Here is a 16,067-nt window from a genome sequence, read left to right as displayed (position 1 = left end):
AATCAAAAACAATGACAACACTATATAAAACTATAATAATTGCAGTCATTTTATGCATATCAGGGACTTCTTTTGGGCAAAAAGAAGTTCTAAAAATTCTTTCTAATGGCAACGTGGGTATAGGAACATCAACACCAGAGAAGACCTTACATGTTAATGGAGATGTAGCATTCGAAAAAATGTTACTTGTAAATGATGAAGTGAAAATTGAAAAAGACTTGCATGTTAAAGGAGACCTATGGCTAAAACCTTCTCAAAAAATAGCAGTCGACTTTGGGCTTGATTCTAAAAAACCTGGTATTATTTCATTTCAGAAAAAGAAGATTGGGGATAATAGTTATGTTGGTATGATTAATTTTTACGCCCCTTCAGGCGCTCCAATTTCGGTTGAAAGTACTCCAACGATGACATTGGTTGGTGTTAATAAAAACTCTGGAAATGTAGGTATAGGAACTTCTACTCCTGAAAAAAAATTACATGTAAAAGGGAGTAGTAAATTCGAAGGAGAATTATTTACAAATTCTGTTTATATAAATACCTCAACGAGTACAGAAGACTACAATCATTTTTCATTATATGTAGGTAAATCTGCTTTTACACATGAGCTACCTTATTACGGATACCTTAGTAATGGAGATTCAGGAACACAATTAGTCACTAATATTGGTAAGGGTTTTGGCCTTGAATATTATACCGCACCAGTTGGTAAGGTATATCATAAACATCCTAATAATTATTCAATCTATGCAGAGAGTCGCATTGCAGCAAAAGAATTTAATGCACACTCCGATGCTCGTATCAAAACCATCAAAGGAGTCAGTAATGCTAAAAAAGACTTGGAAACCTTGTCCAAAATACAAGTGACTAATTACCAAATGAAAGATACAATAGAAAAAGGCACACAACAATATAAAAAGGTAATTGCACAACAGGTCAAGAAAGTGTTCCCACAGGCAGTAAACAATACGATCACACAAATAGTTCCTAATATTTATCAGGCATCTGAGATCAATCAGGGGTGGGTATCATTATCAGATAGCAACATTAAAATAGGTGACAAAGTAAAACTCATTTTTACAGAAACCACTGAGCTTGTCGAAGTATTAGAAGTAACAGATAAGCAAATCAAAGTAGCTTCAAAAAAAGAAGGAAAAGTATTTGTATATGGTACACAGGTGCATGATTTTCATACTGTAGATTATGATGCGATTAGCATGCTTAATGTAAGTGCTACCCAAGAGCTTATACGGCAGATAGAAGCATTAAAAAAAGAAAACGAAACCATCAAGAGTGTCTTTTTTACCAAAATAGAAGCTCTAGAAGCTAAAATGGATCGAATAACACATCAGAATATGATTACTACTTCTCATCTAGAATAAATGCCTGATAAGAAATAATAACAAATTAATAAACACAGAAAACAATGACAACTTTTTCAAAAAAAATCATACTTGCAATGGTACTTATTTCTGTAACTACAGTAATGGGACAACAAGAAGCATTAAAAATTCTTTCTAATGGTAACGTGGGTATAGGAACATCAACACCAGAGAAAACCTTACATGTTGATGGAGATGTTAAGATTGATGGTGATTTATCCCTTAAATCCTCTCAAAAAATAGTGGTAGACTTTGGGTTTGAAAATGCTCACAAACTCATTTCATTTGAAAAAAACGATAAAGAAGGTAAATCTCGAGGTTTGGTTCATCTTTATGCGCCAACGAATTATTCCCCCTCAATCCCTACAATAACATTAGTTGGTAAATACGGTGGTACTGAAGGAAATGTAGGTATTGGAACTACCAATCCTGAAAAACCATTACACGTTAAAGGGGATACTAAGATTAAAGGACAACTTCAATTACATGATAAAAATGACAAGGCACAAATAATACTAGATCCAGATCAAAAAAAACTCAAAGTAGGATCAGTAGAGTTACATGAAGAAGAATTAAAATTATTTAAAATCAAAAATAAACCTACCTGGAAGATTTACACATATGTATATCCAGATACATATAATTACGGAAATAAATCCGTCGTAAAGCTATATATGACAATAAATTCAAAAAAAGAATTAACTCTAGAATATGGCCCAGAAGATAAAGTATACGACACCAATGCTAAAAAATATACTTACCTATCAAACACTAAAAACGTACGACCTGTCAATTTAGAATTTCAAAAAAAAGGAGAATACTATAAAATCTATCACGATGCTACAAACACCTACGTACAGGCAAGCTCAATATATAATCCTCCTAGAATGAGTCAGAAAACTAATAATCAACTCCAAGATTTTGAATTTGAGATAGCAGCAGACGGGTCTTTTTATATAAAAAATATAGAAAGTAATTTATATCTCAATGTACCGGCTAATGGTAATACAATTATTATGAATAAAAAAGACAGCAAATATACCAGATGGTTTATAGAACCCGGAGAAATCGACTTACCTGCCTTTCTTAGAGAATTAGAACCTACAAAATAAGATATAAAACAACATCAATGATACACAATAAAAAAATAGGACTTAGCTTATCTGGTGGAGGCTACAGGGCCACAGCCTATCATCTAGGCACATTAAAAAAATTAAAAGAATTAAATGTATTAGATAAAGTAGATATCATTTCTACCAATTCTGGAGGATCTATCACCGGAGCTACTTATGGCCTATATGGTCATGATTATGATGAGTTTGAGCAAGTGATTCTTAAAGGAGTAAAATCTAGCGTAATCAAAGGAGTACTTACTTCTGGAAGGTTTTTAGTATCATTTACTTTTTCCTTAATAACCTTAGGATTAATAACCTACTTCTTGTTTACTCCTCATGAATGGATTAGTTTTCTATTGCTAGTATGTTTTTTGATGTTTGTTTTCTTTTTTCAGTTTCAACTATTTCCTATTAGTAAGTTGAATGAAAAGATGTATTCTAAATTCTTTTTTAAAGGAAAAACATTACAAGACTTATCAGAAAAAACTAATATTGCAATTAATGCTACCAATTTAGAAACAGGAAGGTTATTTACTTTTTCAAGAACAAAAATGACTGATTCATCCTATGATTTCCCAAAAGATGGAGGCGCTGCTATCGAATTCGAACACAGTAATTTCCCTCTAGCACGCGCGGTTGCTGCCTCTACCTCTGTCCCTTTTGTATTTACACCTGTTAAAATTGCTAATCGATTTTATAAAAAATCAACAGATATTAAAAGAGTAACTCCTTGCCTGGTTGATGGAGGGGTCTATGATAATCAGGGAGCGCACAAAATAACACAATCTAATAGTTCTTATGCCTGTGATATTGTCGTTATCAGCGATGCGGGTAATGTGATCCCTTTTAAACATCGATTTAGAAATACCCTTACATTACTGATCAGAACCAGTGACATTTTTATGAATAGAATTAAAAATATTCAGATGTCTAATTATCTTTATCAAGTTAATAAAGCAGATAAAAAGGAGATTGCTTATCAGTCTTTGGGGTGGGATTTAGAAAATGCAATTCCTAATTTTATTAAAGGAATTAAAAAAGGAGTTATACTAGATCATGTGCTCGACTACCATACGATAACAAAAGAAGATATCGAAGAAAAACGATGGGGAGTAATCGAGAATAAATTAAAAGAAAATATACAATACAATAGAATACTAGAAGAATCTAATACACAAGAGGAGTTGTCTATAGCCAGAAGCGTATCAACAAATCTAGTGGCGCTAAAAGAAAAAGAAATTGATGCTCTGATCAGACATGCATCATGTATTACAGAAATACAAGTGCGCCTGTATTGTCCAACACTTATTGACTAGAAAATATACCGAGGAAACAAAACCAAAGAGGAAGAATGTTAATGCTCACCATAGCCTACATCATCCATTTTACCTTTAAACACTCTGTATTGTATAATCATATAGACGGTTACCAAAATAGCTGCAATAATAAACCATATGACACCTACCCCTAATCCATACGCATCTGCAGCTACATTATGTATTGTAAGCGAAGGATTTACCGAATTAGTAGAAGGCAATACCTTTGGATAAATTGAAGCTACAGTTGACATAAGGCCACCAAACAAGAACAAAGAAGAGAATAGAAATCCAAATCCATCTTTTTTAAACGTTCTTACTTTAAACAACCCTAAAAGACCAACTAAAGCCAGTAAAGGAAAAAACCACAACCAAGGCATATCAAAAAAATTATGAAACGGTTGTGGTTCTATAATATGCCAAACAAATAGTGAAGTAACCACTAGTGCTACTAGAACAAAATTTAGATTAAAAACAACTTTTTTAAGCTTCTCATTTATATTAGAATTGGTCTTAAAAATAATCCAATTGGCTCCGTGAATTGTTAATACAATTACACCTATAACGCCCAATAACAAAGTAAACCAATCTATAACGCCTAATTCCTCTGCTTGTGGACTTAAGGTAGGATTCCATAGTGGTAAAAAGAAATAATGAGCTTCCTGAGTAGAGACTCCTTTAACTACGTTTCCTAGATTCACACCGCGCACAATATTTCCTAGTGCCACTCCAAAGAAAAGTGCCAAAAGTAAACTTGAAATCCCAAAAGCCTTATCCCAAATACTCTCCCAAATTTTATTATGAATTTGTCCTCTTAGTTCTAAACCAATTGCCCTAAAAATGAGCAACCACAGAATCATAATTAATGGTAAATAAAAGCCACTAAAAGACGAAGCATACAATGTAGGAAATGCAAAAAAAAGCACACCCCCTACGGCAATTAACCAAACTTCGTTTGCATCCCAAAAGGGTCCAATAGCATTAGTAATAGCTTTTTTGTCCTTCTCGCTTTTTGCAAAAAATAAATGAATAATTCCTGCTCCAAAATCATAGCCGTCTAAAATCACATAAACAGCTAGCATTGTTACTAAAACGATATACCAGAATAACTCCATAATTAATGTTTTATCATTTGAGGTCCTTTATTTATTATTTTTCCTGCTAACATTAAGAATAACAATCCAAGTAATAAATACAAACCTATAAACCCTAATAAAGTAAATAGTGTATTCCCAGAAGATACTGTTGGAGAAGCCCCCTCTATTGTTCGCAATAAATTATAAACCAACCATGGTTGCCTTCCTAATTCTGCTGTATACCAACCAGTTGTATTGGCTATATAAGGGAAAGGTAGCATAAACATTATTGACCATAAAATCCATTTTGTTCTATACAATTTCTTTCGAAACAACTGAATAACAGCTAATAACATCAAACCAATAAAAATAGTCCCTAAACCAACCATAATATGGTATGCGTAATATAAACCGGGTATATTAGTTGGATATACTGATTCATCAAATTCATTCAACCCCTTTATTTGCTTATCCCAATTCTGATATGTTAAGAAACTTAATATATTAGGAACAGCTATTTTGTTATCCAACTTCTTCTCTATCATATTGGGTTGGCCTATTAAGATAATCTCAGAGCCACCATCTTCTGTTTCAAAGATCCCTTCCATTGCAGCAAAGGTTACTGGTTGATGTTTTACTACATTTTTTGCAGCCCAATCTCCCGTAGGAAAAGCTACCAAAACACTAGATACAAACCCAAAAATAACACCTGTTTTCACAAAAAGTTTCCCAAACTCACTATGTTTATTATTTAAAATATAAAATGATCCAATAGCAGCAACCACAAATGAAGCAGTAATTACCGAAGCTAATTGATTGTGTAAATACGAAGGCAATAACCAGGGGTTAGAAAATAAAGCCCCAAAATTATTGAGAACAAATTTTCCGTTTTCCAATATTTCATATCCCACAGGGTGTTGCATCCAGGAATGCGTAGCTATGATCAAATAACCACTAGCCCAAGAACCCAAGAATACCAAAAAACCTGTTAAGAAATGTAGTTTATGTCCAAGCAATTTTTCGCCAAATAAAAACAACCCAAGAAAAGACGATTCTAAAAAGAAAGAGAACATCCCTTCCATTGCTAAGGTTTGCCCTATAATCCCGCCTGTAAGCTCAGAGAATTTTGCCCAATTAGTTCCAAATTGGAATTCCATCGGAATCCCGGTTACAACGCCCATAGCAAAATTTAACGCAAAAATCTTCATCCAAAACTTTGCTGCATCATTATATTTATCAAGATGTGTTCTTAGGAATTTCCATTTAAAATAGATTATCATTAATGATAATCCCATAGTTAATTGCGGAAATAAATAGTGAAAAGTAATTGTAAATGCAAACTGCATTCTGTCATAAAAGAGCATATCTTCCATACTAAATATTTAAATTATGCAAATGCTTTAGCAAAGATATACAATACGTATAATCTTTAACATTTAGAAGTGTTATTTAAACCTATAATTACTCATATTTAATAATAATAGTAACAATTTTGTACTACTCATAGTTTTATTAAAGAAGTTTTTGTCGCTATAGGTTTCTTTTGTTGTTTTTTCTTATAATTTTTTATCAATCACAAGAAAAATTTCTGTTTCAAAATTACTATTGATTGCTTAAATTTTTGGTAACCTTGGTTACATATTAGTATTTTTTAAACACATTTTTTTATATGTAACATATGTTACTAAATAGATTCGTGCGGTGTGCTATTTTTGTAATATGAAGTATGTATTTTCTATACTATTATCATTCCTTCTTCTAGGCAATAGCCTCCAACTTTCTATTATTTACGGATGGTATTATTTAGACATAGATAGTTTTGTAGAGCAATTATGTGAAAATAAAGAGAGACCACAACTTCAATGTAATGGCAAGTGTTATCTTACCAAGATAACTATTGAGCCTTCTAATGACCAGAAACAACTACCAACTCATTTTGTAAATTGGAAGGAAACCTTCTATTGTTCTTATCTGGATCTATCACTGGCACCAACTGCACACTTATACAATAGTCAGAAATTAATTTATTATCAAGCCTTTATTACAGAAGGTGTTTCATCTAATGTCTTTCATCCACCTAGAGAAATATAGACCTTTTTAGCCTGTATTTGATGTAAAACATCATCTTAATTCGAGTAATCCAACGAAGTAGGATTGTATCGAGAATACTACTTTTTATTCAAAAAGAAGTGTTCTCTATAAGCTTACTAAACTTGCCGAAGCACAGTTTTTCTCTATATCATATTGAGCGAAATCGAGAGGTTATTCTGAAAAACCAATTGAATTGGCACTTTGTCTAACATTTTAGTTTACATCACACTCAGGTTACTAATGATAACTCTAGAACACTTTTAAGTGATTCTAGTTAAACTATTGTCTATTATTTTTTATTTAAGAATGAAACTAAAACACATCGCAATTATATGCGCCCTGTTCCCTATCGCATTATTGGGGCAGGAAAACAAAGAGAAAAAAAACGATACATTAACAACAAAACCCATAAAACTAAGTACCGTAATTATTACTGGTCAAACTAATACAGATCCAGTAATGACAAGCGTAAAAACTGAAATAGCAAAAAAAATAGTACAACCCAGAAATGTAGCTGATCTATTCAAAGACTTAAATGGGTTCTCATTAATAAAGAGAGGCAACTATGCGATTGATCCATCGTTTAGAGCCTCGCAATATGAGCAGTTAAATATTCAATTTGATGGAGGAACAAAAGTGATGCATGCTTGCCCCAACAGGATGGATCCAATAACTACTCATGTTATCCCTGAAGAAATTGAAAAAATTGAGGTCATAAAAGGACCATATTCGGTACGCTATGGAGCCACTTTTGCCGGAATTATTAATCTGGTGACACAAAAGACATATTTAGCCGAAAAAGGACTTCATGGAAGTGTAAATTCTGGATATGAAAGCAATGGTAATTCATCTGTATCTATGCTAAAATTACAACAAGTATCTTCTAAGTTTGATATTACAGGAAACTTTGGTTTTAGAGATTTTGGAAATTATAAAGATGGAGATGAAACTGAAATCCCCTCATCATTTAGAAGTATCGATTATGGTTTAAAGGTAGGGTACGATCTTAGTGATAACCAAAGACTTCAGGCAGGCTGGAGACAATCTTTTGGTAGAGATGTATTACATGCAGGTTTACCTATGGATACCGATGAAGATAATAGCTCTATATTATCTCTAGACTATAGATTCACTAATTCAGATGGTCTTTTAAAAGAGATAAATGCTAAGAGTTACTATTCTTATGTAGATCATATTATGTCTAATACTAATAGACCTAGTTTTAGGATGACCGAAGCCATTTCTACAATTGATGCAGCTACTTTTGGAGGAAAAATTGAATTCAAGCTCATTCCTTCAGATAAGCTAACCATCTACTCTGGAGTTGATGCTTTCTTAGTCGCTCGGGATGGCTTAAGAACCAGATTAGTTAAACGTAATATGATGGGAGAACCATTGGATAACCCTATGAGTTTTGATGACAAGGTATGGCAAGATTCATATATAAATGATTACGGTGTTTTTACCGAAGGAAAATATGCTATCTCTAACAAAACCCTCTTAACAGCAGGGATTAGGTACGACTTAATTGCTTCTAACATCCAGGATCCTGAAGCAGATTTTAATATATTATATCCTGATTTAGGTAAAAGAACAGAAAATAATATTAGTGTGACTTCTTCTGTAAAGTATATTCCAACAAGCAATTTTATGATAGAATTTGCTTACGGAAGAGGAGTACGTTCGGCAAATATGATAGAACGTTACATTAATCACTTTACAGTTGGGCAAGATCCTTATGAATATGTAGGAAATCCTTTTTTAGATGCAGAAGTTAACAATCAATTTGAAATAGGAATTAAGGGAAAATGGGATATAAAGCATAGCTTTATCAATACATTCAAATATGGTATCTCAACTTACTATTCAATCTATGAAAATTATATTGTTCCTGTTATTGATCCTACTTTAGAGCGAAAATTCATGCCTAATGCCCAACCACAGGAGGTAAAACGTTTTGTAAATACTGATGAATCTTATAAAACAGGATTCGAAGTGCTCGCAAAAATAGGGTTTCTTCAGGATTTTAGTTTTAAAACTGAATTATCCTATGCATATACCCAAAATAAAGATCTTAATGAATCTCTACCTCTCACACCTCCACTTGTTACACGTTTGGATTTAGGTTTTGAGAAAGAGAGGTTTTGGGTAAATGTAAATTATACATTAACTGCTAAACAAGAAGAAATTGCTACCTCGTTTAGGGAGCAAGAAACCAAAGGATATACTACTTTGGATATACGACTCGGTGTAAAACCAATAGAGAGCATTACAATAGGTGTAGCTGCGCTTAATGTTTTTGATGTTACCTATAATAATCACTTGAATTTTTCTTTTAAAAATCAAGCTGGTTTTGAACGAGTACCAATTAATGATCCGGGAAGGAATTTTTCGGCATTTGTTCAATACCGATTTTAACACAAAAAAGGGATGAATCTTTAAAAGATTCATCCCTTTTTTTTAACCAAACCTATACTTAACAGCAGCAACAACCCTATTACATCTGTACTGCAATCAACTCCTCATTATCTAGAAACGTATGTATGTGGTATTTTTCAAAATTCATTTCTTCTAATGGATTATCTATTACACAATAAATTGATATAACTTTGTTCTGGAGCATCTCGAATTAATTTTTGAAATTCAACAATCAAAAAGAATGAACGTATTTGCTTCTTCTATTGAAAAATTGAAGTAGCTATTAGTTTAATCAATCCTAAAAACAGGATGTCATGACCAGGGATATAATTGATATCAATGATTTTACCATTTTGGTAGAGACAGCCAACTCAAATGAACCTTCGATTGATTCATGTCTTTTTGATGAATCTGTTATTGCTGTTGCTTTCTATGGTTCAGGAAACGTTGATCTGGCAGTTAAATATGGTGATCAACAAAAGATATTTAACCATACAAAAGGTTTAGCACTTTCATTTTATGCAGATCAAAAAGTAGAGTTCGAACACACAGTTTCTGCTTCTAAACCACTAGAGTGTATTGTAATTGCAACATCTACCAGTAATCTTGATAAACTACCAAATCAAGAAGGCGAATTATTTGGTGAAATGCTTCACCAGTTAGTACATCCAAAAGATCATTATGTTGAAGGCCCTCATTTTTTAATGACTCCTGAAATGCAATCTATTGTAGAGCAAGTTTTTCATACCAGATATGAAGGAAAGGCTAAAATGATGTTTTTTAAAAGTCAAATGACTTCTTTGTTGGCTCATTTCTTTGGTCAGCTTTCTATAGCATCTAAATCATCGATTCCTCAACAAGAAAGAGAAAGATTACAACTGGCTAAAAAAATTCTTTCAGAAAACATAGACACACCACCATCATTATCAGAGCTTTCTCAACAGATTGGTCTGAACACATTTAAACTAAAGAAAAATTTTAAAGAGTTATTTGGGGTTCCTGTATTTAAATATCTTCAAAATGAACGACTTACTCTAGCACATAAAATGATCAGAAATCAAGAAGCTACAGTACAGGAAGCTGCATGGCATGTTGGTTATGAAAGTCTTGGTTCATTTTCAAATGCCTTTGAAAAAAAGTTTGGATATCGCCCTAGCCAAATCAAGTAAATTTCTTTTCGAACAAATAATTATCCTTTAGCAACAAGTTCTATTCCCTATTCTGAAGCATCTTTGATTCATTAAATAATAGGAAATACTATGGAACTTTCATTAAAACTTACCTCACTCCTGTTAACTGTTTTATTAACTGGACTATCAGCAGGCTTATGTTTTACATGGTCTAACACGGTTATTTCTGGGATAGGTAAATTAGATAATTTCAGCTATTTACAAGCCTTTCAACAAATGAATAGAACAATACTAAATCCAGCATTTTTTATTGTCTTTTTTGGTCCTGTCTTTCTAAATCTAATCAATACATATGTCTTTAGAAACGTATCAACCACACTAATATGGCTACTTATTTCATCTACTCTACTATACTTTTTTGGCGTGGTACTGATAACCATTTTCGGAAATGTACCCCTAAACGAAGTGCTAGATAAATCTGACTTAAATACTCTAAATATTGAAGAATTAAGAATCCTACGTGACTCATTTGAAATTAAATGGAATCGCTTACACCTAATAAGAACGATTAGTTCTAGTATTTCATTTCTATTACTAACAATAACATTTTTAATAAAAGATTAATCTATACACAAAATTAAATTATGAAAGAAAATATTTTAGTAATCGGCGGAACTGGAAAGACCGGTCGAAAAGTAGCAAATAAATTAGTTAAAATTGGACACCATGTTAGAATTGGCTCGCGATCAGCATCCCCTCCATTTGATTGGAAAAAACCTGAAGAATGGTCTGAAGTATTAAGAGGTATGGATAAAGTTTATATCACTTTTCAACCAGATTTGGCAGTACCTGGAGCTTTGGAAGCTATTGAAGAATTAACCAAACAAGCGAAAAAAAGTAACATAAAAAAAATGGTCCTTCTATCAGGAAAAGGTGAACGAGAAGCCGAATTATGCGAACAAGTTGTTATCCACTCTGCAATAGACTATACTATTGTTAGAGCAAGTTGGTTTAATCAAAATTTTAGCGAGAGCTTTTTTTTAGAACCAATTATTGAAGGTTTTGTTGCATTACCACAAGCAGAAATCAAAGTACCATATGTGGATACTGATGATATTTCAGATGTTGTAGTAGAGGCTTTATTAAATAGGAAACACAATGGTAAAATTTATCAATTAACTGGCTCAAGACAACTTACGTTTAAAGAGGTAATTCAAGAGATCTCTGAAGCCACAGGAAGAAAAATCAACTTTACCCCAATAGCTCTTCCTGCCTATACAAATGTTATGAAACAACAGGGAGTACCCGCTGATTTTATCTGGTTAATCGAATATTTGTTCTCAGAAGTTCTAGGAAATCCAACTAATTCTGAAATTACCAATGATATAGAAGAAGTATTAGGCAGGAAACCCAAAGATTTTTCAGCATATGTAAAAGAAACTGCAATTACAGGTATTTGGAACTCCAGATTAAATAACTAAAATCAGTATCATGCCACATTTCATAATAGATTGTTCAGAAAATATTCTTACTTTAAAAAATCATGAAGTTCAGAAAAGCTATAAAAAACGATGTGATAGCAGTTAACGACCGATAAAAAATGACCAAAAGCTCTTAAATTTTATAAATCAATTGGTTTTATAGATTCTCATGAAGGAATGAAAATGCATTTAAATTAGTACATATAATCTCAAAGAAAGAAATTTTACAAACAGTCATGATCTCATTTTATAAAGATGCAGACCTTCTTCCCAATAATTCTCTTTGATATCATAAGTTTTTAATCCAAATTTGGCATAAAACTGATGTGCATGCTGCGAAGTCCATACTTCAATACTATCATTACTTACATCTTTTTCTATCTCTTCTATACAATGTAATATCATTTTTCTTCCTATCCCCTTTCCTTTAAACTCAGGGTGAATAAAATCCCACGACAACCTTGCTGTAGTATCATTACTTTTATGATACCCCCCACAACCGATTATCTCCCTCTCATTTTTCACAACAAAATACGTTTTACCATGTATTTTTAAGTAATTTGTAAGATCGTACCATTCTTTTTCTGCAAAATATTCAGGAACGTTTAGAAAAAATATGTTCTTAATTTCTGATAGTTGTTCTTCTGAATATCTGATAATTTTCTCTTTAGACATTTCAGAGCGTATTAAAAATTCTAATTTTTTGCGGTTCCCATTTATCAATTAATGGAGCATTCTTTTTATCATAAAAGGGCCATTGGCTATTTGAAATATAAAGGTATTTTTTTTCTTTATATAATTTACCATTCGTAGGTTCGCCTTTAGAAGGTAATGCATTATCCAAAATTTCAATCTTAGTTACTGTATTAGTATCTATAGTAAGTTTTATTACTTTTTTAGGGTTCGAATTATTTTGAATAGCTATTAGCGTTTTATTATTAATACAAGTCAAACCATCGATACCTTTTAATAAATATGCATCAGATGTATACCATATGGGATCAGAAAAGTTAGTTATATTCAATTTCATTATTCCTTTTATATAATCGGCGACAAATATATTTTGCTGTGCTGTATCTAAAGTTATTCCTTGTAGATTAAAAGCATCTTTGATTTCAAAAGAATTTTCGAGGATTCCTTTATTGGCATCTATTACAAATATTTTTGGCGATACAGAATTAGTTGCATATATTTTATTATTCTTAGCTAAAACCATACTCCCAATAACAGCTTCTTCTGGTATCTCTATTTTGGTTACTATATTTCTATTTTTAATATTTATTTTATAAACAAATGCCTTATTATTTTGCTCTTTATCATATTTACTATAGTTCGGAAACATAGATGATGACACCCAAATAAAGTTCTTATCTACTCCTTTTATAATTGCAAAAGCAGCCCCTGCTAAAGATAGGAGTTCTTCAGATTTTTTGGTTTTTAGATTATATGTAATGATAACTCCATTTCTTATATCGGTTAGATAAGCAATATCTTCTATCACAACAACATCTTCGATATGGTATTTGTTCGATATCTCAAAAAGAATAGAGCTTGATTCTTTTTGTGCTGAAAAAAAAGATGCTTTTTTCTGTAATTCGTTTATAAACTTCTTTTCTTCCAAAAGGTGTTTAAAATCTTCATCTTCGAATTTTAGTTCGGCATTCCAACTCTGTAAAGCACTCAAAACTTCAAAAGCTTTTTCATTCTTTCTATTAAGAACATAGGAAGCTGCCAAATTAAACAATATTGTAGGCTGCGAAGGATGTAATTTTAAGGCTTCTAAATTAAGTTTCTCGAAGGTTTTATAATCTTTACTTTTATATGCTTCGATACTTTTTTTGTATAGTTCATTTAAACTTTGTGTATAGCCAGATAAAGTTGTTAAAAGAAGAATTATAAATATTTTAAATTTCATGATCGTTATATTTTAAGAAGTTATTTCATGATCGTTTATACATCAAATATGATAAATTACTATGTAAATAATTGAGTCAAAATATCATGAAATAGGTTATAATTATCATTTTTTTGACAATTTACTCAACGTTTCGTTTACTTAGGTCGGTTTTTATATCCTGACACCTTAAAAATGGTTTGATACTATAAATTAAAAGTTTACATTATATGCATCTTTAAAACGGTATACTTACCTAGATTCATTATTATGAAAATACTGATTGTTGATGATGAAGCTTTGGCCAGAAAAAGAATTTCAAAATTAATTACAGAAGCCAAAGTAACAGATTATATTTTTGAAGCATCTTCTGGTAAAGAAGCTATACAATCTATTCTTGAATTAAAGCCGGATATCATTTTTCTAGACATCCAGATGACAGACATGACTGGTTTTGATGTGCTAAAAAAAATCCAAACACCATATATTCCTACTATCATTTTTGTAACTGCATTTGATCATTTTGCAGTAAAAGCATTTGAGGTACAGGCTATTGATTTTTTACTAAAACCTTTTAAAAAAGATCGATTTTTTGAAGCTTTACACAGAGGTATCAATCGCATTAGATTAAACGAAAGAGAAGCCTTTGCATCAAAAATAAATAATTTAATTCAGTTTTTAGAAAATGAAGAAACAAGCTTATTAGAAAAGCAACATAAGTATTTAGAACGTATTGTTTTAAAACTAGGAAAGAAGTATTATTTTGTTGAAACTAAAGATGTGAAACACATTACTTCTTCTGCATACTATGCTGAAATTTATACCTATTCGGGTAAGAAACATATTTATCGTATTTCTATGAGTGATTTTATTAAGAAACTAGATCCTAAAGAATTTATACGAATTAACAGGTCAACTATCCTTAGATTAAAAGAAATTAAAGAAGTTATCACCGAAGGTATAGGAGGTTATAGTATTACAATGAATGATGGTAAATCATTCTCTTTAACGAAAACCTATAAAGCGTCTTTTCTAAAGAAAATTGACATTAAGAATTCTTAAAATGCTAGATAAAAAACTTTTTAGATTTATAATCCTCTTTTATATCCTAGCATGTCTTTTTGCTCTTATCATTGCACTCTTTCAAAAGATAAGTGGGGTTTCTTTTAAGTCCTTCACCTGGATTCAGCTTATTATGAGCTACTTATTTAATTATGGCACCAAATTTATATTTATTGTATTGTCAATCATTTTCACAAGGGCCTATATCATGAACAAGTTTTCGCTGCCTATTAGTATTATTATTCATACTCTAATTTCGGTTTTATTATCGTTATACAGTTCAATATTACTATTAGGATATGAAAAGATTTTTCTTGGTTATGATGATCCTATAACTATCAAAGTAATTCTATCTAGAGTTGCTTATAGTTCGAATTTTAACTTTTTTGTTTATTTCACATTAATCACTATTCTATATGCCTATTACTATTTAAAAAAACAAAAGGATCAGGAAATAGAAGAATCTAATTTAAAAGCACAATTATTGGATTCAAAAATTAAAGTTTTACAATCACAATTACAACCGCATTTTCTATTCAATGCTTTAAACGATATTTCTTCCTTAATGGATATAAATATTGAAAAATCACAAGATGCTATTGCTGACCTGAGCGAAATGTTGAGAAAAACATTAAGTATTAAAGATGTAAAGTATATTACTTTGAAAGAAGAGCTTTCTATTTTAAACAAATACCTAAGTATTGAAAAATTACGATTTGGAGAAAAGCTCAACTTTGATATTGACACAACTGACATTACATTATTAGAAAAAATCCCTCCACTCATTTTACAACCTATTGTAGAAAACTCTATAAAGCATGGTTTTTCTTATGAGCATGATACCATTATGATCAACATAAAAATTTTCGTTTATAACAATCAAATAGTATTCGAAATCACTAATAATGGTATGCAAATACAAGTAAAAGAGGTTGTTTTTGGTAATGGTATCAGTAATGTTTTAGAGCGAATAGATACCTTATATCATGGTAATTATTCTTTTGATATTAGAAATAATAGAGATTTAGGAGTAATCAATATCATCAAAATACCCAGAATCTCTCAAACAACTACTTAGCCAATAGCATATCTAAAGAATTAGTTA

At 31.4% G+C, this 16,067-nt stretch carries 15 protein-coding genes; 10 read left to right on the top strand and 5 right to left on the bottom strand.

The genetic code is table 11. From position 1 onward, the window contains the following. The first annotated feature begins 11 nt into the window (after positions 1-11). Genes ATE84_RS12690 through ATE84_RS12680 form a run of 3 tightly spaced genes read left to right on the top strand, consistent with a single transcriptional unit; the run spans position 12 to position 3,810 of the window. Positions 12-1,379, top strand: coding sequence for a tail fiber domain-containing protein (locus ATE84_RS12690; RefSeq protein WP_101448312.1), 1,368 nt, complete (start codon positions 12-14; stop codon positions 1,377-1,379). Between the two features lie 44 nt (positions 1,380-1,423). Continuing rightward, positions 1,424-2,491, top strand: coding sequence for an RICIN domain-containing protein (locus tag ATE84_RS12685; RefSeq protein ID WP_101448311.1), 1,068 nt, complete (start codon positions 1,424-1,426; stop codon positions 2,489-2,491). A 17-nt stretch (positions 2,492-2,508) separates the two neighbouring features. After that, positions 2,509-3,810 (top strand): patatin-like phospholipase family protein, encoded by a 1,302-nt coding sequence (locus tag ATE84_RS12680; protein ID WP_101448310.1) that lies wholly within the window; start codon positions 2,509-2,511, stop codon positions 3,808-3,810. Positions 3,811-3,848: 38 nt separating this feature from the next. Here ATE84_RS12680 and cydB read toward each other — a convergent pair whose 3' ends face one another. Both cydB and ATE84_RS12670 read right to left on the bottom strand, forming a co-directional pair. Then, positions 3,849-4,925, bottom strand: coding sequence for a cytochrome d ubiquinol oxidase subunit II (gene cydB / locus ATE84_RS12675; protein ID WP_101448309.1), 1,077 nt, complete (start codon positions 4,923-4,925; stop codon positions 3,849-3,851). A gap of 2 nt (positions 4,926-4,927) precedes the next feature. Beyond that, positions 4,928-6,259, bottom strand: coding sequence for a cytochrome ubiquinol oxidase subunit I (locus ATE84_RS12670; protein WP_101448308.1), 1,332 nt, complete (start codon positions 6,257-6,259; stop codon positions 4,928-4,930). Between the two features lie 346 nt (positions 6,260-6,605). On the opposite strand from ATE84_RS12670, the gene ATE84_RS12665 reads away from it, so the two are divergent. Together ATE84_RS12665 and ATE84_RS12660 are read left to right on the top strand one after the other, a co-directional pair. Next, positions 6,606-6,977 (top strand): hypothetical protein, encoded by a 372-nt coding sequence (locus ATE84_RS12665; protein WP_101448307.1) that lies wholly within the window; start codon positions 6,606-6,608, stop codon positions 6,975-6,977. Positions 6,978-7,283: 306 nt separating this feature from the next. Continuing rightward, positions 7,284-9,395 carry a TonB-dependent receptor gene (locus tag ATE84_RS12660; RefSeq protein WP_101448306.1) on the top strand — a complete coding sequence of 704 codons (2,112 nt, stop codon included), beginning with the start codon at positions 7,284-7,286 and terminating at the stop codon, positions 9,393-9,395. Positions 9,396-9,474: 79 nt separating this feature from the next. Here ATE84_RS12660 and ATE84_RS26740 read toward each other — a convergent pair whose 3' ends face one another. Beyond that, complete coding sequence (locus ATE84_RS26740; RefSeq protein WP_255412021.1) at positions 9,475-9,600, bottom strand: hypothetical protein; 126 nt, start codon at positions 9,598-9,600, stop codon at positions 9,475-9,477. 109 nt (positions 9,601-9,709) lie between these two features. Here ATE84_RS26740 and ATE84_RS12655 point away from each other — a divergent pair, with 109 nt between their 5' ends. From ATE84_RS12655 to ATE84_RS12645, 3 genes are all read left to right on the top strand, one after another. Continuing rightward, positions 9,710-10,564 (top strand): AraC family transcriptional regulator, encoded by an 855-nt coding sequence (locus ATE84_RS12655; protein WP_101448305.1) that lies wholly within the window; start codon positions 9,710-9,712, stop codon positions 10,562-10,564. A gap of 90 nt (positions 10,565-10,654) precedes the next feature. Then, entirely contained in the window at positions 10,655-11,149 is a 495-nt protein-coding gene (locus tag ATE84_RS12650) for a DUF1772 domain-containing protein (RefSeq protein ID WP_101448304.1), read from the top strand. 20 nt (positions 11,150-11,169) lie between these two features. After that, a complete protein-coding gene (locus ATE84_RS12645; RefSeq protein WP_101448303.1) occupies positions 11,170-12,006 on the top strand; it encodes an NmrA family NAD(P)-binding protein in 837 nt (278 codons plus the stop codon). Positions 12,007-12,240: 234 nt separating this feature from the next. On the opposite strand, the gene ATE84_RS12635 is transcribed toward ATE84_RS12645, so the two are convergent. After that, positions 12,241-12,681, bottom strand: a complete 441-nt coding sequence (locus ATE84_RS12635) for a GNAT family N-acetyltransferase (RefSeq protein ID WP_101448302.1) — start codon at positions 12,679-12,681, stop codon at positions 12,241-12,243. A gap of 1 nt (position 12,682) precedes the next feature. Continuing rightward, entirely contained in the window at positions 12,683-13,921 is a 1,239-nt protein-coding gene (locus tag ATE84_RS12630) for a hypothetical protein (protein ID WP_101448301.1), read from the bottom strand. A 249-nt stretch (positions 13,922-14,170) separates the two neighbouring features. Between ATE84_RS12630 and ATE84_RS12625 the strand changes: the two genes are divergently transcribed. Together ATE84_RS12625 and ATE84_RS12620 are read left to right on the top strand one after the other, a co-directional pair. Beyond that, positions 14,171-14,962, top strand: a complete 792-nt coding sequence (locus ATE84_RS12625) for a LytTR family DNA-binding domain-containing protein (protein WP_101448300.1) — start codon at positions 14,171-14,173, stop codon at positions 14,960-14,962. Positions 14,963-15,170: 208 nt separating this feature from the next. Further along, complete coding sequence (locus ATE84_RS12620) at positions 15,171-16,040, top strand: sensor histidine kinase (protein ID WP_158237245.1); 870 nt, start codon at positions 15,171-15,173, stop codon at positions 16,038-16,040. Positions 16,041-16,067 lie beyond the last annotated feature (27 nt).

It is taken from the genome of Aquimarina sp. MAR_2010_214, assembly GCF_002846555.1.
Lineage (GTDB): Bacteria > Bacteroidota > Bacteroidia > Flavobacteriales > Flavobacteriaceae > Aquimarina.
The sequence above is the reverse complement of the archived record's forward strand: the minus strand, read 5'-3'. Positions and strand labels throughout refer to the sequence as shown.

Bases quoted from the DNA above. Each gene is read 5' to 3' on its own strand.
- ATE84_RS12690 (WP_101448312.1), top strand. From the start codon at position 12: ATGACAACACTATATAAAACTATAATAATTGCAGTCATTTTATGCATA.
- ATE84_RS26740 (WP_255412021.1), bottom strand. From the start codon at position 9,600: ATGCTCCAGAACAAAGTTATATCAATTTATTGTGTAATAGATAATCCA.
- ATE84_RS12645 (WP_101448303.1), top strand. From the start codon at position 11,170: ATGAAAGAAAATATTTTAGTAATCGGCGGAACTGGAAAGACCGGTCGA.
- ATE84_RS12665 (WP_101448307.1), top strand. From the start codon at position 6,606: ATGAAGTATGTATTTTCTATACTATTATCATTCCTTCTTCTAGGCAAT.
- ATE84_RS12685 (WP_101448311.1), top strand. From the start codon at position 1,424: ATGACAACTTTTTCAAAAAAAATCATACTTGCAATGGTACTTATTTCT.
- ATE84_RS12650 (WP_101448304.1), top strand. From the start codon at position 10,655: ATGGAACTTTCATTAAAACTTACCTCACTCCTGTTAACTGTTTTATTA.
- ATE84_RS12680 (WP_101448310.1), top strand. From the start codon at position 2,509: ATGATACACAATAAAAAAATAGGACTTAGCTTATCTGGTGGAGGCTAC.
- cydB (WP_101448309.1), bottom strand. From the start codon at position 4,925: ATGGAGTTATTCTGGTATATCGTTTTAGTAACAATGCTAGCTGTTTAT.
- ATE84_RS12670 (WP_101448308.1), bottom strand. From the start codon at position 6,259: ATGGAAGATATGCTCTTTTATGACAGAATGCAGTTTGCATTTACAATT.
- ATE84_RS12660 (WP_101448306.1), top strand. From the start codon at position 7,284: ATGAAACTAAAACACATCGCAATTATATGCGCCCTGTTCCCTATCGCA.
- ATE84_RS12655 (WP_101448305.1), top strand. From the start codon at position 9,710: ATGACCAGGGATATAATTGATATCAATGATTTTACCATTTTGGTAGAG.
- ATE84_RS12635 (WP_101448302.1), bottom strand. From the start codon at position 12,681: ATGTCTAAAGAGAAAATTATCAGATATTCAGAAGAACAACTATCAGAA.
- ATE84_RS12620 (WP_158237245.1), top strand. From the start codon at position 15,171: ATGAACAAGTTTTCGCTGCCTATTAGTATTATTATTCATACTCTAATT.
- ATE84_RS12630 (WP_101448301.1), bottom strand. From the start codon at position 13,921: ATGAAATTTAAAATATTTATAATTCTTCTTTTAACAACTTTATCTGGC.
- ATE84_RS12625 (WP_101448300.1), top strand. From the start codon at position 14,171: ATGAAAATACTGATTGTTGATGATGAAGCTTTGGCCAGAAAAAGAATT.